The organism is Bradyrhizobium sp. 215_C5_N1_1, from assembly GCF_052075935.1.
GTDB lineage: Bacteria > Pseudomonadota > Alphaproteobacteria > Rhizobiales > Xanthobacteraceae > Bradyrhizobium > Bradyrhizobium barranii.
In genome coordinates this window covers 6,264,683-6,281,368 of the sequence record NZ_CP197228.1, presented here as the reverse complement: position 1 = coordinate 6,281,368, position 16,686 = coordinate 6,264,683, and the positions used below count along the sequence as shown (strand labels likewise).

The window sequence follows — 16,686 nt, the reverse complement described above, 5'->3', positions numbered from 1 at the left end:
GGATTGCGTTTTCGAGCGGCGGGGGACGACGGTGATCCTTAGATCACGGCAACCTGTGCTACGACATGAAAAAAACGCGGCGGATTGCTCCGCCGCGGGTGTTACGAACTTTCGATGTTGCCATCATGCCAGTGTTTTGCCCGACGTGTCAAAGGCGGCCAAAATGGTCTCGCCGCTGAGGTCGCGCTGCTGCTGATCGGTCGTTCAGATTAGCTAACAGTTTCAACGCCCCCGCTACTGTGCATGGGGTTGTTTTTCAGTTCTTGTTTTGAGGGCGCCGAAATGGCCGCGTTTCAGCGCCGCCCGCGCGGCGCTTCCGCCTTGGCCGGCGCTTCTGTCTGCGGCGCGCAGGTCGCAGCCTGAAGCGAGTTTTGCGCCTGCTGCATCAGGCCGGGCTCGGCGGCGAGCGCCTTCATCACGATCAGGCCGGTGGTAGCAGGGGAATCGATGATCAGGCGGTCGGCCGCGGTGATCTCTTCGTCCTCGGGCAGCTCGTTATGCTGCGGCTCGGTCATGAGGTCGAGCTCGATCACCTTCTTGCCGGCGGAGCGGTCGTTGATGGCGTAATAGGCGATCTCGTTGCGGGTGTAGAACGACACCGAGGTGTAGGCCTGGCTCACCGGCACCGTAAGCTTGAGCGGCCCGCCGGTGAGATCATAGCGGCAGATCGCGATCGCGAAGGCCGGGTCCATGAACGGCATCGGCGAATTGTTGGGATCGGCGAGGGGAAGCTGCGTCACGGCGTTGAGCTTCGTCATCGGCGTCAGCCGCGAATAGGCGTCCTGTGTCGCGATCCGCGGCAGCGCCAGCACGCTGACGAGATGGACCACGAGGCCCAGCACCACGCCCGCGACGATGGTGAACATCAGGCGGATCATGAGCAGCCCACCGTCTTGATCGTGGGCATCGGCGCATCGCGCTGGGTGCGCGTCGCAACGCCGACAGGGGTGTCGTAGAGGCGCAGCATCAGCGCGTAACGCTCGATGCCGCCGGTCGGCAGCCAGTTGCCGGCGCGCGAGCGCGAGGCGATGCGGATCTCGAACGTCCCGTCGGACTGCCGCACGATCTCCTGGCTGGTGAAGCCATAGCGCTGCAGCGAATTGGCGACGAGGTGGCCCTTGCGGTCGTACAGCGTCAGCGTCCAGAACCGCGCCGGCGGCGTCACGCCGGAGACGACGACGTCGCAGCGGCCGTCGAGCGCCTTCTTCTTCTCGTCGGCGGTCGCCGTGAAGGCGACGCCGTCACCGGTGCCGATCGGCAGCTCGCCATTGCGCACGATGGTGGCGCGCGAATAGGGATCGACGTCGGCGGTGCCGGTGCGCGGGCGGGCGGTCCAGGGGCCGATGGTCAGCGCGCCGATCTCGGTGCCGCGCGTCGTCGTCATCCAGGTCGCGCCGACGCCGACCACGCTCGCGAGCAGAAGGGCCGTCAATGTGATCAGGATCAGCCGCACGGGTTTCGATCAGTTCTTGCGCGGGACGGATGCATTCGCATTCTCTTCCGCATAGTTCTGCGGGAAGGCGAGCGCGCTCGTCGACGAGGCCGGCTTGGCCAGCTTGTCGTCGTCGGCAGCCGCCTTGGTCGCGGTCCTGGCGGCGTCATCGAGCAGCTTCTCGACGCGCACCAGCACGTCGGCGCCGCGCTTGGTCAGCACGGGCGGCGGGCCGGGCTTGGTCTCCAGCACCTTCGGTGCCGCATTGGCCTGCGCTGCCATCGGCTGCGGCGGCAGCTTCTGGCCCATGCCGATGCCGGGGATTTCCCGGACCTCGACGCCCTGATGCGCGGTGACCATGATGTCGTGCCAGGTCTGCGCCGGCAGCGAGCCGCCGGTCATGCGGTTGGTCGGCGAATAGTCGTCATTGCCGTACCACACCGCGCAGGTGAAATTGCCGGTGTATCCGACGAACCAGGCGTCGCGATACGCATTGGTCGTGCCGGTCTTGCCGGCGGTCGGAATGCCGTCGAGCGCGGCGCGGCGCGCGGTGCCTTCGCTGACGACGTGGCTCATCATGCCGGCCATGTCGGCGGCAACGGAGGCCGGGATCGCCTGTCGCGGCTTCGGACCGTCGCGGTCCCAGCGCCAGACCGGATCACCGGCACCGGTGCGCACTTCCAGCACCGAATGCGGCGTCACCGCCTTGCCGCGGTTGGGGAAGGTGGCGTAGGCGACGGCGTGCTCGATCACGGTGACTTCGTCCGAGCCGATCGGCAGCGACGGCGTGTCGGGCAGCGGTGCCTTGAGGCCGAAGCGGCGGGCGACCTCGACGATCTTGGCGCGGCCGAGCTTGGCCGGGTTCGGCGCCTTCGGCTGTTCCTTCTGGCCGATGGCAATGGACAGCTTGACGGGCACGACGTTGATCGAGCGCGTGATCGCCTGCGTCAGCGTCACCGAGCCGGAATAGGAATGGCCATAGTTCTGCGGACACCAATTGCCGATGCAGACCGGACCGTCGACCACGATCGAGTTCGGCGTGAAGCCGTTGAGGAGCGCGGTGGTGTAGACGTAAGGCTTGAACGACGAGCCTGGCTGGCGATAGGCGTCGGTGGCGCGGTTGAACTGGCTCGCGCCGTAGTCGCGGCCGCCGACCATGGCGCGGATGCCGCCGTCGAGGTCGGAGACGACGGTCGCGGCCTGGGTCGCGTGATAATCGCGGCCAAACTGGCGCAGCTGGTTCTCGATGGCGTCTTCCGCGGCCTTCTGCACGTTGGTGTCGATCGCGAGGCGCACCACGAAGACGCGCTCGGTGTACGACTTCGGGAAGGTGTCGACCAGCTTGCGCATCTCGTCGAAGGCGTAGTCGAGATAGTAGTTCGGCGAGGCCTCGTCGCGGCGATCGACCGCGAAGGCCGGGTTGCGGCGGGCGCCGAACACCTGGCCCTCGGTCATGAAGCCGGCATCGACGAGATTGTCGAGCACGACGTTGGCGCGGGCACGCGCCGCGGGCAGGTTGATGTGGGGTGCGTATTTGGTCGGCGCCTTGAACAGGCCGGCGAGCATCGCGGCTTCTGCCAGCGTCACGTCGCGCGCGGATTTGTTGAAGTAGAAGTGGGCTGCGCCGTCGACGCCGAAGGTGCCGCCGCCCATATAGGCGCGGTCGAGATAGAGCTTGAGAATCTCGTTCTTGGTCAGGCGCCATTCCAGCCAGACCGCGAGGAAGGCCTCGTTGACCTTGCGCTCGATGGTGCGCTCGTTGCTCAAGAACAGGTTCTTGGCGAGCTGCTGGGTGATCGAGGAGCCGCCCTGGCGGACGCCGCCGGCCTGGGCGTTGGTGACGAGCGCGCGCGCGGTGCCGGCGATGTCGATGCCGAAATGCTCGTAGAAGCGGCGGTCTTCGGTGGCGAGCGTCGCCTTGATCAGCACGTCCGGAAAGTCTTCCAGCGGGATCGAGTCGTTGTGCTTGATGCCGCGGCTGCCGATCGGGTTGCCGTAGCGATCGAGGAACGACACCGCGAGGTCGGACTTCTTCAGCCAGTCCTCGTCCGCGGTCTCGCGGAAGGCGGGGATGGCCAGGGTGAGCATCACCACCAGGCCGCCGAGGCCCAGTGTCGCGGCCTCCGACAGCGGCTCGATGAACACCCAGCGCTTCCACCGCCCGACATAGAAGCGGTCCATGAAGGTCGAGTAGCGCTCGTAGAGCTCGCGGATGCCCTTGGCGGAGGAGAACAGCGAGGAATCGATGCGCGCGTCGAGGTCCAGAAAGAAATTCCGGATGCGGCTCTTCCAGTTGGATGGTGTGTTCTGGACCACCTAGAACCCTTGAGGCTCGGTTCGACAGCGTTCAGGCACCCGGCCGGGCGGCACCGAGACGTCTTGAGGGAATGTTACGGCAAACCCAAGGCGCCGGTTTCGCGTCCGAGGGGACTTGCTGTTCCTTCTAGCCGAGCAGGGCCCATAAACCAATGGTCAGGCTCGCGATTTTGAACAACAGGCCTAATTGACCCCGGTTCATTACGGGCCTCAATTGGGCGTTGCTTGCAGCGTCCCGGCCGCACGCCGTAGATGAACGAGCCGTAGCTCTTTCGAACCCTTGTTGAGGCGCATGACCGCAGCTCCCAAACGACCTTCAGGCCAGGAAGGATTCTTCTGGAAAACCAAGACGTTGGAAGAGCTGTCGACGGCCGAATGGGAGAGCCTGTGCGACGGTTGCGGCCGCTGCTGCCTGAACAAGCTCGAGGACGAGGATACCGGCGATATCTATTTCACCCATGTCGGCTGCAAGCTGCTCGATGCCGGGACCTGCGGCTGCAAGGACTATCGGAATCGCTCCGCCAAGGTTCCCGATTGCGTCCGCCTGACCCCGGCCAATGTCCGCACCCTGAACTGGCTGCCGCCGAGCTGCGGCTACAAGCTGGTCGCCGAAGGGCGCGACCTCTATTGGTGGCATCCGCTGGTCTCGGGCGATCCCAACACCGTTCATGAAGCCGGCGTCTCCGTCCGCGGCCGGGTCGAGGGCAGCGAGGAGGAGATCCCGGACGAGGAGCTCGAGGACCACATCGTGCAATGGCCGGCGCAGCTGCCGAAACGGGCACGCCTGAAGCGACGTCCGAAGGACTGACCCGCCTGCGACGTCGAATCACGTCATCGCGATGACCCCGCGGCGGGATGCACCCATGCGCCGCGGTGCCTGCCTGAGAAGAACTTTCCTCTCTACATTGCCTGCATAGAACGAATCCTCCGCGGCGTTTGCGCCTCCTCACGGCTTCCGATCGAGATGAACAAGTTCGACCGGCAGAGCAGTTCTGCCGACATTCAGGCTTTGCCTGACGACATTGCCGAAGAGCTGTCCCGCCTTCCCAGCGAGGTCTTGAGCGTCGACGACGCGCCTTCGCTCGCGCCGCCGGCGCCGTTGTCGCAGGACGAGGTCCGGACCATCGTGATCAGCCTGATGCTGACGATGTTCCTGGCTGCGCTCGACCAGACCATCGTCGCGACCGCGCTGCCGACCATCGGGCGCCAGTTTAACGACGTCTCCAACCTCTCCTGGGTCATCACCGCCTATCTGCTCGCCTCGACCGCGGTCGCACCGGTGTTCGGGACGCTGAGCGATATCTACGGCCGCCGCGTGATGATCATCATTTCGCTCAGCCTGTTCGTCGCCGGCTCCGTGCTGTGCGCGATCGCGCCGAACATGCCGATGCTGATCCTGGCGCGCGGCCTTCAGGGCCTCGGCGGCGGCGGCATCATGCCGGTCGTGCAGACCGTGATCTCCGACGTCGTCTCCCCGCGCGAGCGCGGCCAGTACCAGGCCTATTTCTCCAGCGTCTGGATGGTCGGCGGCATTTTGGGCCCGGTCATCGGCGGCGTGTTCGCCGAGCATCTGCACTGGTCGATGATCTTCTGGATCAATCTCCCGCTCGCGGCCGCCGCCATCGCGATGCTGCTGCCGAAGATGAAGAAGATCCCGGTGTTCCACCGCAAGCGCAAGGTCGACTGGCTCGGCGGCGTGCTGCTGATGGCCTCTGCGGTCGTCTTCATGCTGGTGCTGACCTGGGGCGGCACGCGTTATCCGTGGCTCTCGCCGACGGTGCTTGCGATGGTGGGCGGCGCTGTCGCGCTCGCGGTCACCTTCGTGTGGCACGCGCGGCGGGCCGACGAGCCGTTCCTGCCGTTGAAGCTATTGACGGGTTCGGTGGCGCCTTTCGCCATGACGGCCGGTGGCTGCGGGCTCGGTGCGATCACGGGCCTCACCGTGCAGCTGCCGCTCTATTACGAGTCGGTCTACCATCTCAGCGCCAGCGAGGCGGGGCTCGCATTGATTCCGCTCGCGGCGGTCTCGACCTGCGGCGCGGCGATTGCCGGCCGCACCATGGCGCGCGCAAAACACTACAAGCGCGTTGCCATCATCGGCACGTCCTGGGCCGCGCTGTGTGGCCTCGCGCTCACGGTCACCACCTTGCCGCTGTGGGGCTTGCTGATGCTGATGGCCGCGTTTGCGCTCGGCCTCGGCACGACCTTTCCGGTCTGCGTGGTCTCGCTGCAGAATTCGGTCGCGCGCCCGCAAGTCGGCACCATCACCGGCGCGATGAACTTCTTCCGCTCGCTGATGTCCTCGTTCACGGTCGCAGCGTTCGCGGCGATCCTGCTGATCGCGCTCGGCACCGACGTTCCGCTGGCCGGCGAGCATCACGCCGCGGGTGCCATCGCAATTCCCGCCGACGACATGCGCCACGCCTTCCGCTACGTCTTCGGCGCCGCCACCGCGCTGATGACCACCGCCGCGCTCTGCCTGATCATGATGGAGGAGCGGCCACTCGCCGGCCCCTCCGTCAGGCAGCAGGTGGAGATGGCGGAGTAGGGGTTAGCCGCCGCGATCGGGATCGTCGTCGGCATCACCTGCGCTCGTCTTTCGCGCCTTCGCCGCGAGCTGTTCCTTGAGCTTCGCGAGTGCTTCGGCGGACCAATCATTCACATCTGTCACCGCAACCCAGGCATCGACGTAATGCTCGGGCGCGTAGACATGGCCAAAGCCCATCGGCGTCGCGGTCGCGACCGCCATGTCGAGGGCGAGCTGCAGCATCGTCACGACAGGATACCATCGCAGCTCCGGCGACACGTCCGGCCCGCGCGGTGCATTCATCCAGTCCGGCGCCTGATAGGCGTCGCGGTAGGCGAAGAAGGTGATCGCGTCGCTGGCATATTGCAGATAGACGACGCGCATCGGCCCCCAGGGCGTATCCGGCGGCACCGTCGGTCCATTCTGGTTCATGAAGCGGACGAGGCGGCCGTCGCGGAATTCCGGGAGCCAGGCCGGCGATCCCGGATTGCGGTTCGCAGTGACCGAGCGCCAGATGCGGCTCTCGAATGGCGCCCCGCTCCACAGCGCGCCGCCAATGGGATCCCCGATCGTCTCGAACAGCTCCGCGGATTTCTCCGAGTTCATGGCGCCGAGGCTCAGTCCGTGCAAATACAGCATCGGCCGCTTGTCCTTCGGCAGCGTCGTCCAGCAGCCGTAGATCTCCGCGAACAACGCGCGCGACGCCTCTGCGCCGTATTCGGGCTGAAACAGCAGCGACAGCGGGCTGTTGAGATAGGAGTACTGCATCGCGACGCTCGCGACATCGCCATGGTGGAGATATTCGACCGTATCCATCGCGGCCGGATCGATCCAGCCAGTGCCGGTCGGCGTGATGACGATCAGGATTTTGCGGTCGAAGCCGTGCTGGCGCTTGAGCTCCTCGAGCGCGAGCCTGGCGCGCGCTTGCGCGGTGTTGCGGCTGCCGAGCCCCACATAGACGCGCACGGGATTCTGCGCGGGCCTTTCCGTGACGGCGCTGATCTCGGCTGCGGTCGGGCTTGAGGCGATGAACCGGCGCCCCATGCGCCCGAGCTCCGTCCACTTCACCAGCGATGCCGGGCTTCCCGTCCGGTCGGCTGCGGTTGGCTGCGGCCGCTCCGGCTCGAACAGAACATCGAGTTCGCGGAAGGAGGAATCGAGTGCGTTGAACGCCGTGCGGATCAGGACATTGCTGGCGATCGACCAGAACAGCAGGGCTGCGACGAGCACGCCGATCACGTTCGCGACCTTCCGCGGAACGAGGCGTCGTGTGCGCGCGGCGAGAAAGCGGGCGACAAGCGCGAACAGCCGCCCCAGCGCCAATAGCACGACGAACGTGATCAGGGCGATGGCGCAGACCTTGAGCGGATGGGCGGTCTCCACCGGCGCCATCTTCATCACGGTGCGGATCGAGTTCTGCCATTCGGCGGTGCGCGCGAGGGCGAGGATGACGACGAGCAAGCACCCGACTGCGACAAGCGCATTCGCAACTGATCTTGCGCGCGCCGAAGGCTCGGGCAGTTCGAGATAGTGCCACAGCCGGCGCCACAGGATTCCGGCGAAATAGCCGATCGCAAAGCAACCGCCGGCGAGGGCGCCTTGCGTGAGATAGCTGCGCGGGATCAGCGTCGGCGTCAGCGCGGCAGCGAAGAACAGCGCACCCAGCATGAGGCCGACGCCGGACAGCGACAGCAATTGTCGCCGAATGAACCGAGCTGGATTCATGAAAGCACCTCCCGAGCCACGCTATCCTCCGGTCGTGTCCGGAAAGCTGCTCTTTCGCGGCAACAGGATCGTGAACTCCGTGAACGCGCCGGGCTCTGTCGTGACGTCGATCGTGCCGCCGTGCTGCTTCACGATGATGTCGTGGCTCATCGACAGCCCGAGACCGGTACCTTCGCCGGCCGGCTTGGTGGTGAAGAACGGATTAAACATCTTCGCCTTCACGTCTTCCGGAATGCCGGTGCCGTTGTCGCGGATGCGGATCTCGATGCTGTCGCCGCGGTCGCGGGTCGCGGCGATCACCACCGGCTCGTAACCGGCGGCGCCGCTGCCCATCTGGCGCCTGGTCACCGCATAGAACCCGTTCGAGATCAGGTTCAAGAGCACCCGGGAAATCTCCTGCGGAAACACCTCCGCCGAACCTGCCGCCGGGTCGAGCTCGCTCTTCAGCGTCACGTCGAAGAGCGGCTTCTCGGCACGCGCGCCGTGATAGGCGAGGTTGAGACTCTCCTCGACCAGCGCGTTGATGTCGCTGAGCCGATGCTCGCCGCCGCCCTCGCGCGAATGCAGCAGCATGTTCTTGACGATGGAATCGGCGCGCCTTCCGTGCTGCACGACCTTTCCAAGATTGTCCCTCAGCAGCCCGGTCAGCTCGTCCACCTCCGCGCGCAGATCGTCGGCGAGCGGGACGGGCGCAAGCACCTCGTTCAGCTCGTCGGTCAGCTCGGCCGAGAGCGAGGCGAAATTGTTGACGAAGTTGAGCGGGTTCTTGATCTCGTGCGCGATGCCGGCGGTGAGCTGGCCGAGCGAGGCCAGCTTTTCGGTCTGGACCAGACGGTCTTGCGCCGCGCGCAAATCGTCGAGCGATCTGGCGAGCTCCCGCGTGCGGTCCTGCACTTCGTTGAACAGGCGGGTGTTCTCGACCGCGATCACGGCCTGGTCGGCAAAGGTCTTGAGCAGGCTGATCGCCTTGTCCGGGAAAGGGCCGGCCTCGCGGCGCGTCACGCCGATGGTTCCGATCGCAATGCCATCGCGCAACATCGGAATCACGAGGATGCTGCGATAGCCGCGCGTCCGCGCCAGCTCCCGCATGGCCTCCGTGAGGTCGGGCTCGTTCTGCATGTCGCTACGGAAGGCGTAGTCACCACTCGTCGCCACCCGGCTGTGAATGCCGGATGCCGCAAGCGGCGCCGGGAACGAGCTACGCAGCTCCGCGTTGCCGGCCTCGTTGTCGGTGGTGAAGGCGGCCAGATGCAGCATGCCGTTGATGACGCGGGTGACGGTGGAGGAATGTCCGCCGACCAGCGCCTTGGCACTGTCGGAGATGGCCTGGAACACCGGCGTGACGTCGGCGGGCGAGGCCGCGATCACCTTGAGGATGTCCGCGGTCGCGGTCTGCCGCTCCAGCGCTTCCCGGGTGGCGTTGAACAGGCTGACATTCTTGACCGCGATCACCGCCTGGTCGGCGAAAGTCTGCAGCAGCCGCACATGATGCTCGGCGAATGCGCCGGTCGTCCGCCGCGTGGCGATGATGACGCCTTTGGCCTCGCCCTCGCTCATCAGCGGCGTGAACAGCATGCTGCGAAAGCCGCGGGCGCGCGCGATGTCGCGTGCCGCCGGCTCGAGCTCGGTATCCGGCAGCTGCGCCGATTCACCATGGGCCGTGAGCTGGTACGCCGGGAACTGCGCGAACGGCACCGGAAACGAGGCCTGGAGCACGCGGTCGCCGGCCGGATCGCCCGGCGTGAATGCCACGAGGTGCGCGGCGCCGTCGACATAGCGCAGCACCGCGGTGGAGAAGCCGCCGATCAGCCGGTTGGCGTTGGCGGCGACGGCGTCGAACACCGGCTGCACGTCGGAGGGCGAACTCGCCAGCACTTTCAGAATGTCGGCGGTCGCGGTCTGCCGTTCCAGTGATTCCCGCGTCTCGTTGAACAGGCGCGCGTTCTCGATCGCGATCGCGGCCTGGTCGGCAAAGCTCTGTTGCAGCGCCATCTCATCATCGGTGAAGGGCGCGAGGCGGTCGCGGTAGACGATTAACGCGCCGATCGCCTTGCCTTCAAGCCGCAGCGGCGAGCCGGACATCGAACGCGTGCCGGCGGCGCGAGCGTGAGGCATGCCGGGCCAGTCGGCGATGGCCGGATCGACATTGTCGAGATCGGGAACATGAACCTGCCGGTTCTCGGCCACGATGGTGCCGGGCATGTTGCGGCCGCCGATCTTGAGCTGGGCGAGCGGCACGCCGGCGCCGACGCGCATGGAGCTGTCGCCGACCCGGATCACCCTGGACCACCCGTCGCCTTCCGCAATGTGAATGGTGGCGCTCGGCGCGCCGAACAGATGCATGGTCGCTTCCGCGATCTGTTGCAGCGAGCTCTCCGCATCGCCCGAGGAGTTGGCGATGGTGCGCAGGATCTCCATGCTGGCGTTCTGGCGGTCGCGCGCAATGGCAAGCTCGGCTCGCAGGCGGGCATTCTCGCCCGCTTGGGATCGCAATTGCCGTTCGAGCTCGGCGGCCTTGTCCTGGGGAGGCGCGGTCATTGATAATCCGGCTAAGCGCCGCGACGTACGCGGTACCAAGCCCGATTATCACATCTCCTGCGGCCGGAGCCAGCGCCGTGCCCCCGCCTTGGTGCAAACGGCTCACGTGCCCGGCCGCGACACCTCGGTCTCCTTGCTGGTGATGAACTCCAGCAGCACCGGCACGCCTTCCTTCGTCTTCTGGATGCCGCGCTTGATCGCGGGGATGATGTCCTCCGGCCGCGTCACCCGCTCGCCATGGCCGCCAAAGGCGCGCGCCATTGCGGCATAGTCGCCGGAGATGTCGGTCGAGCGATATTTCTCGGTCGAGATCGGCATCACCTTCAGTTCGATCGCCATCGAGAAATTGTTCAGCAGGATCGACATGATCGGGATGCGCTCGCGCACCGCGGTCTCGAAATCCATGCCGGTGAAACCGATGGCCGCGTCGCCCCAGACATTGATGCAGAGCTTGTCGGGCTTTGCGAGTTTTGCGCCCATCGCGAGCCCAAGGCCGTAGCCGAGCTGCGTCGTCTTGCCCCAGCCGAGATAGGTGAGGGGCTCGACCGCCTTCCAGAACGGCGAGAGCTGGTCGCGCGGACTGCCGGCATCGTGGGTGATGATGGTGTTCTTGATATCGACGGTGTGCTGGAGGTCCCAGAGCACGCGATAGGGGCTGAGCGGCGCGTCATTGCTGGTGAGTTTTGGCATCCATTTCGCCAGCCACTCCTTGTGCGAAGCGGCGATCTCGGCCGCGACCGCTGATGCATCGCGATCCTTCGTGACGGTCTTGCCGATCTCCTCCAGCAGCGCATCGAGCACGAGGCCGGCATCGCCGACGAGGCCGACCTTGGCTTCCACATCCTTGTTGAGATGGTTCGGATCGAGCGTGGAGTGGATGATGGTCTTGCCCTTCGGCATCGCGACGCCGAAACTGGTTTCCGTGAACGAGCAGCCGATGCCGAAGATGACGTCGGCCTCAGCGAGGAATTTGGGGACCGCGCGCGGCACCGCGAGGCCGCCCGAGCCGAGCGATAGCGGATGCGTTTCCGGGAACGATGATTTGCCCCCTAAACTGGTGGTGACGGGAATGGCGAGCCGCTCGGCGAGCCGCTTCAATTGCGGCCAGGCCTGCGCGTAGTGCACGCCCTGGCCGGCATAGATCACGGGACGCTTCGCGTTGACGAGCAGAGCTGCTGCCTCCTTCACATGAACAGGATCGGCGCCGTAGCGCGTGCGCAGCACCGGCGTGTAGTTCAGCGGCTCCGGCACCTCCTCGTTCCACATGTCGGCGGGGATCTCGACGATGACGGGCCCGCCGCGGCCGTTCTTGAGCTTGGTGAAGGCACGGCGAAAAATGTTGGTGACCTCCGCAGCCAGGATGATCGGCTCGGACGATTTCGAAAACGCCTTCATCGCCTCGCTGGAATTGAAGTTCGGCTCGATATGCGCAAGCCTGCGCTGATAGCCCATCGGCAGCACCAGCACGGGCACGGATTCGCCGTAGCATTGCGCAACGCCGCCCATCGCGTTTTCGGCGCCCGGCCCGTGCTGCATGCAGAACGCGCCGATCGATCGCCCCGACGTCACCCGCGAGATCGCGTCCGCCATGTGCACCCCGACGCGCTCCTGCCGCACCATCACCGGCCGGATCTCGGCCTTGGCCGCGTGCTCGATCAGATGGTTGACCGGATAGCCGCAGAGGATCTCGATCCCCTCGCGCTTCATGATTTCCGCAATGGCGGTGCCGAGCTTCATGGCGTCTCTCTCCTCAGGCTTGGCCGGTTGCTCCGGCCGATTGGGGAGAGAGGATCAGGAATTTGCAGGAGGGTAAAGCACGGGTGGGCGACGGGCGCGGTAGGTCAGCCATGCAGCGAGCTGCCGTAGCCTGGATAGGGCGACTTGTCCGCCGTAGCTCGAAGAGCGAAGGCGGAAGCGCAATCCGGGCTACAAACGTCCTACTTGCAGTTTTTGCAGATCGTCAGCTTTCGTTTCAGCGCCTCGTCTTCCTGATCGACCGATGACTGGCCGCCGAGGCCATTTGTATCGGGATTGGACGTGGAATTGGACTTGGCGCCCTTTGCTGCGCGTGACCTCACGGGCGGCGTCACCTGGCTTGAGGCGTCATTGTCGTCGACGGTGCCTACGCTGAAGCCATCGTAGTCGGCGGCCGGATTAGGCATCGGCGGAGGCCCGCCGATCACAGGGGGCGAAGCCTCCCTGCCGGATGTCGCCGGCGGAATTCTGGAAGTTTTGGCGCTCGCGCGCGGTGGCGATGCATTGGGCGGGGCAAGCGAAACCGGAGGCGCGACCGAAGTCTGTCCTCTCGCGCTGTCGTGCGACCAGGCGCCGACAAACATGAGGCTGAGAGCCAAGACCGTCGCGCTTCTCATCCGAATCCTTCAAATCGCTCTGGCCCAATGATTGAGCATGGCCCGTCGAACCACGCCGGGCCGAAGACTATCAGGACTCAAAAGGCCGTCAAAGCGCGGGAGCGCGAGGATGTGGTTGCTTGAAGGACGTTGCGTAGCGTCCGGGACACGATTTTGAGTGCTTTACGGGCCACCCACCGTCATTGCGAGCGCAGCGAGGTAATCCAGAATTCCTCCGCGGGAGGACTCTGGATTGCTTCGCTGCGCTCGCAATGACGAGATCGCGGAAGGAGCATGCGCCGACGGCCGCACCCGAGCCGGCGCGTGCAGGGACGTCGCCTCAGGCCAGGGCGGCCGTTACGAGGCGGCCGTTACTTCAGCGACGAGCTGATCGAGTTGAACTTGTTGTTGAGGAGCTGGCTGCCCGTGTTGTTCACGACGGTCACGATCGCCAGCGCAATGCCGGCGGCAATCAGGCCGTATTCGATGGCGGTTGCGCCAGTCTCATCGGCAAGGAAAGACCTAAGCAAAGTCATTGCCAACTCCTCTTCATCCGATCCAATGTGTGGCAGCGTCGTTTTCGGACTGGTAAATAGATCGAATAGATTTTTCTGCGCGACGGAAGAATGAAGCCCGGGCGGCCGCGCCTCCGTCACATACGATGGCATCCATTAAATTAAGGTTCCATCGATCCATCCAAATGGATTCAAATCGACCGCCCTCCGCAAGGACGCGCGGAAGCCGCGGTGTCTGTCAGGGCGTGATGGTCGGGCCCGGTGCGGCGGGGAGGCGGCGCTTCAGCACGGTCGCGAGACGGCCGACGAAGTCCTTCATCGTGCCCGGCTGCGGCTGCGGCCGCGGCGCGGTGCTCGCCGCCTGCTCGTGATCAGGCGCGTCGTTCACGATGCTGATGTAGTTCTTTCTGACGTCCTGCTGCACGGGGGCACGCGAACCTTGGCTCGATCGGAGCCGGAACCATGCTGCGCATAAGGGGAACCAACGGTTAATTTTGTCGCCCGTAGGAATACCCTGTCGTGCTGGACACGAGGGCGCCGATTAACGGTTTGTTGAGCCTGTTCGTCACGGTCGGCACGGATGCCTGCCCGGGATGACTACCAGGGACGACAACCAAGGCGCTCATCGGCCGCGGCCGTCCGCATTCAGCGCCCGCAACATCGCGATGCGGGCGAACATTACCCAGCCGCCGCCTGTCTCGGCTGCGTTGATCAAGGTCTCGATGGCGGTCTGCCAGTGCGTCTCGTGCTGCAAGTCTTCAGGCAGCTGCATGATGTAGTCCGCCGCGTCTTGCAGCGTCAGCAGCTTGCGCTTGTGGCTTACGCGAACAGGATCGTCGAACGCCGTCGACCAGGGCATGTCAGGCCGGCCGATCGGCGAGGGGAGACATCACGGCGCGATGGCAGACGCGGATTGCGTCTAACCGGCCTTCTTCGCCCGCGCCGGCGCGCGCACCGGCTTGTCGGCCTTCTTGGGCGGCGCTTCCTTGGCTGCTGCAGTCTTGCCGCCCTTGCCGGTGATCGGCAGCAGCATCTCGCGCTGGCCCTCGACGCGCTTCTTCGGCTTCTTGCCCTTGACGGTCTCCCTGACGGGCTCCTTGGCGGCCTTGGCCGCGGGCGCCATGTCCTTCTCGCTGGCGATGCTCTTCTTCAGCGCGTCCATCAGGTTGATGACGTTGCCGCCGGTCTTCGGCGCGGCCTTCGCCGCGATCGGTGCACCGCTGCGCTTCTTGTTGATGAGGTCGATCAGCGCCGTCTCGTAATGGTCCTCGAACAGCTCGGGCTCGAACGCGCCGGATTTCTTTTCGACGATGTGCTTGGCAAGGTCGAGCATGTCCCTGGTCAGCTTCACGTCCTGGATGTCGTCGAAATATTCCTTCTCGCTGCGGACCTCGTAGGGATAGCGGAGCAGCGTGCCCATCAGGCCGCTCTCGAGCGGCTCCAGCGCGATGATGTGCTCGCGGTTGGTCAGCACGACGCGGCCGATCGCGACCTTGTCCATGCTGCGGATGGTCTCGCGGATCACCGCGAAGGCGTCGTGGCCGACCTTGCCGTCAGGCACGAGATAGTAAGGGCGGATCAAATAGCGGCTGTCGATATCGGTCTTCGGCACGAACTCGTCGATCTCGATCGTGTGCGTGGAGTCCAGCGCGATGTCGTCGAGTTCGTCCTTGGTGACCTCGATATAGGTGTCGGTGTCGACCTTGTAGCCCTTGACGATGTCCTCGGAGGTCACCTCGTCGCCGGTCTCGGCGTCGACCTTGAGGTACTTGATCCGGTGGCCGGTCTTGCGGTTGATCTGGTTGAACGAGACCTTCTCGGTATCCGAAGTGGCCGGATACAGCGCGACCGGGCAGGTCACGAGCGACAGACGCAGAAAACCCTTCCAATTGGCGCGGGGGGCCATGGGCTACTCCAAACGCAACGGGGACAGAGGACGAGGATACCATCGGGGAACAACGAATCATAGCAAGGCGGATTGCGGAATCTTGCAACTGCGTTAACCGGCCGCCCGGCGCGCGGTTGCAGCCCGATGCAGCGGCAAAAACCGGAACATCATATCCAATCACGCGTTGGCTCAAGACATCAGGCCGCGAGGAGGTCGCGACCACCGCAGCCGACATCCAGAGATTGAGGGCATTATGGCAGCCACGCGAGAGCACGATCAGATCGTCGAAACCGCCACCGAGGCGCGTCAGGGCGAACCCGGGCCGTCAGTGGCGGCGCTGCTTACCATCTCGACCGGGCTCGCGATCCTGATCCTTGCCGTCATCTGGTTCGTGTTCTTCCGGACCTGACGGCCGATCGACGGGACGGTTCGGACCTTCCGACTCGCCGCGTAACGCGGCACATTGCGCCCGCCACGCCCGCCGGCTCGTCCGGTGGCGGCCTGGCGGGCGCCGTCGCGTCGGCGCTTGAGAAGCTCTATATGACCAAAAAGTAACGCGGCCGGTTCCCCGTGTTCATATTCAGTTCACGCCGGAATTGCTCATCTCTGGCGATCGATTGTGCAGTCTATTTCTGGAGAGAAGCGTGCGCCTGCTTGTTGTTGAGGACGACCCCGATCTCAATCGGCAGCTCACCAAGGCGCTGACCGACGCCGGCTACGTCGTCGACCGTGCCTTCGACGGCGAGGAGGGGCATTATCTCGGCGATAATGAGCCCTACGATGCCGTTGTGCTCGACATCGGCCTGCCGAAGAAGGACGGCATCTCGGTGCTGGAAGCCTGGCGCCGCAACGGCCGCACCATGCCGGTCCTGATCCTCACCGCGCGTGACCGCTGGAGCGACAAGGTCCAGGGGTTCGATGCCGGCGCCGACGATTACGTGCCGAAGCCGTTCCATCTGGAGGAGGTGCTGGCGCGCATCCGCGCGCTGCTGCGCCGCTCCACCGGCCATGCCCAGAGCGAATTGAGTTGCGGCCCCGTCACGCTCGACACCAGGACCGGGCGGGTCAGCGTCTCCGGCAATCCCGTCAAGATGACCTCGCACGAATATCGGCTTCTGGCCTACCTGATGCACCATTCGGGGCGCGTCGTGTCCCGCACCGAGCTGGTCGAGCACCTCTACGACCAGGACTTCGACCGCGACTCCAACACCATCGAGGTTTTCGTCGGCCGCATCCGCAAGAAGCTCGACGTCGACATCATCCAGACCGTCCGCGGCCTCGGCTATCTCCTGACCCCGCCGCCTGCTCCCGGCGCTTGAGGCGTCAGGACTTGACGGCCGGCCGAACAGGGGCCTTGGTCCGGTCATGACGTCCGACGCCCCGCCCCCCTGCGC

Annotated in this window: 14 protein-coding genes and 1 pseudogene; 4 read left to right on the top strand and 11 right to left on the bottom strand. The window is 65.2% G+C overall.

The window, feature by feature from the left end; all coding sequences use genetic code 11:
• Positions 1-293: 293 nt before the first annotated feature.
• From AB7G19_RS30265 to AB7G19_RS30255, 3 genes are read right to left on the bottom strand one after another with little or no spacing between them, the layout of a single operon-like run.
• The gene (locus tag AB7G19_RS30265; protein WP_063984559.1) at positions 294-878 is read right to left on the bottom strand and encodes a DUF1254 domain-containing protein; all 585 of its coding nucleotides are present in this window, start codon (positions 876-878) and stop codon (positions 294-296) included.
• Positions 875-1,453 (bottom strand): DUF1214 domain-containing protein, encoded by a 579-nt coding sequence (locus AB7G19_RS30260; RefSeq protein WP_028149914.1) that lies wholly within the window; start codon positions 1,451-1,453, stop codon positions 875-877. Before AB7G19_RS30260 ends, AB7G19_RS30265 begins: the two co-directional genes overlap by 4 nt.
• A gap of 9 nt (positions 1,454-1,462) precedes the next feature.
• Positions 1,463-3,748, bottom strand: a complete 2,286-nt coding sequence (locus AB7G19_RS30255; protein WP_135214850.1) for a transglycosylase domain-containing protein — start codon at positions 3,746-3,748, stop codon at positions 1,463-1,465.
• Between the two features lie 292 nt (positions 3,749-4,040).
• Here AB7G19_RS30255 and AB7G19_RS30250 point away from each other — a divergent pair, with 292 nt between their 5' ends.
• Together AB7G19_RS30250 and AB7G19_RS30245 are read left to right on the top strand one after the other, a co-directional pair.
• Positions 4,041-4,556, top strand: coding sequence for a YcgN family cysteine cluster protein (locus tag AB7G19_RS30250; RefSeq protein WP_085402729.1), 516 nt, complete (start codon positions 4,041-4,043; stop codon positions 4,554-4,556).
• Between the two features lie 156 nt (positions 4,557-4,712).
• On the top strand, positions 4,713-6,296 hold the full coding sequence (locus tag AB7G19_RS30245; RefSeq protein WP_441268715.1) for an MDR family MFS transporter: 1,584 nt from the start codon (positions 4,713-4,715) through the stop codon (positions 6,294-6,296).
• 3 nt (positions 6,297-6,299) lie between these two features.
• On the opposite strand, the gene AB7G19_RS30240 is transcribed toward AB7G19_RS30245, so the two are convergent.
• From AB7G19_RS30240 to ku, 8 genes and pseudogenes are all read right to left on the bottom strand, one after another.
• Positions 6,300-8,000 (bottom strand): alpha/beta hydrolase, encoded by a 1,701-nt coding sequence (locus AB7G19_RS30240; RefSeq protein ID WP_441268714.1) that lies wholly within the window; start codon positions 7,998-8,000, stop codon positions 6,300-6,302.
• Positions 8,001-8,021: 21 nt separating this feature from the next.
• Positions 8,022-10,538, bottom strand: a complete 2,517-nt coding sequence (locus AB7G19_RS30235; protein ID WP_085402732.1) for a GAF domain-containing protein — start codon at positions 10,536-10,538, stop codon at positions 8,022-8,024.
• Between the two features lie 102 nt (positions 10,539-10,640).
• Positions 10,641-12,284: pseudogene (locus tag AB7G19_RS30230) on the bottom strand (thiamine pyrophosphate-requiring protein); the annotation flags it as partial.
• Positions 12,285-12,475: 191 nt separating this feature from the next.
• Complete coding sequence (locus tag AB7G19_RS30225; protein ID WP_085402734.1) at positions 12,476-12,910, bottom strand: hypothetical protein; 435 nt, start codon at positions 12,908-12,910, stop codon at positions 12,476-12,478.
• A gap of 350 nt (positions 12,911-13,260) precedes the next feature.
• Positions 13,261-13,425 carry a Flp family type IVb pilin gene (locus AB7G19_RS30220; protein WP_014496710.1) on the bottom strand — a complete coding sequence of 55 codons (165 nt, stop codon included), beginning with the start codon at positions 13,423-13,425 and terminating at the stop codon, positions 13,261-13,263.
• 217 nt (positions 13,426-13,642) lie between these two features.
• The gene (locus tag AB7G19_RS30215) at positions 13,643-13,828 is read right to left on the bottom strand and encodes a hypothetical protein (protein WP_085402735.1); all 186 of its coding nucleotides are present in this window, start codon (positions 13,826-13,828) and stop codon (positions 13,643-13,645) included.
• A 198-nt stretch (positions 13,829-14,026) separates the two neighbouring features.
• Positions 14,027-14,263 carry a hypothetical protein gene (locus AB7G19_RS30210; protein WP_085402736.1) on the bottom strand — a complete coding sequence of 79 codons (237 nt, stop codon included), beginning with the start codon at positions 14,261-14,263 and terminating at the stop codon, positions 14,027-14,029.
• Positions 14,264-14,323: 60 nt separating this feature from the next.
• A complete protein-coding gene (gene ku, locus AB7G19_RS30205; RefSeq protein WP_085402737.1) occupies positions 14,324-15,310 on the bottom strand; it encodes a non-homologous end joining protein Ku in 987 nt (328 codons plus the stop codon).
• 235 nt (positions 15,311-15,545) lie between these two features.
• Between ku and AB7G19_RS30200 the strand changes: the two genes are divergently transcribed.
• Complete coding sequence (locus tag AB7G19_RS30200) at positions 15,546-15,701, top strand: hypothetical protein (RefSeq protein WP_166351390.1); 156 nt, start codon at positions 15,546-15,548, stop codon at positions 15,699-15,701.
• A gap of 235 nt (positions 15,702-15,936) precedes the next feature.
• Complete coding sequence (locus AB7G19_RS30195) at positions 15,937-16,611, top strand: response regulator transcription factor (protein WP_014496705.1); 675 nt, start codon at positions 15,937-15,939, stop codon at positions 16,609-16,611.
• The last annotated feature ends 75 nt before the right edge of the window (positions 16,612-16,686 follow it).

Coding starts and splice junctions, on each gene's coding strand:
- AB7G19_RS30265 (WP_063984559.1), bottom strand. CDS start 878: ATGATCCGCCTGATGTTCACCATCGTCGCGGGCGTGGTGCTGGGCCTC.
- AB7G19_RS30250 (WP_085402729.1), top strand. CDS start 4,041: ATGACCGCAGCTCCCAAACGACCTTCAGGCCAGGAAGGATTCTTCTGG.
- AB7G19_RS30245 (WP_441268715.1), top strand. CDS start 4,713: ATGAACAAGTTCGACCGGCAGAGCAGTTCTGCCGACATTCAGGCTTTG.
- AB7G19_RS30240 (WP_441268714.1), bottom strand. CDS start 8,000: ATGAATCCAGCTCGGTTCATTCGGCGACAATTGCTGTCGCTGTCCGGC.
- AB7G19_RS30235 (WP_085402732.1), bottom strand. CDS start 10,538: ATGACCGCGCCTCCCCAGGACAAGGCCGCCGAGCTCGAACGGCAATTG.
- AB7G19_RS30225 (WP_085402734.1), bottom strand. CDS start 12,910: ATGAGAAGCGCGACGGTCTTGGCTCTCAGCCTCATGTTTGTCGGCGCC.
- AB7G19_RS30220 (WP_014496710.1), bottom strand. CDS start 13,425: ATGACTTTGCTTAGGTCTTTCCTTGCCGATGAGACTGGCGCAACCGCC.
- AB7G19_RS30210 (WP_085402736.1), bottom strand. CDS start 14,263: ATGCCCTGGTCGACGGCGTTCGACGATCCTGTTCGCGTAAGCCACAAG.
- ku (WP_085402737.1), bottom strand. CDS start 15,310: ATGGCCCCCCGCGCCAATTGGAAGGGTTTTCTGCGTCTGTCGCTCGTG.
- AB7G19_RS30200 (WP_166351390.1), top strand. CDS start 15,546: ATGGCAGCCACGCGAGAGCACGATCAGATCGTCGAAACCGCCACCGAG.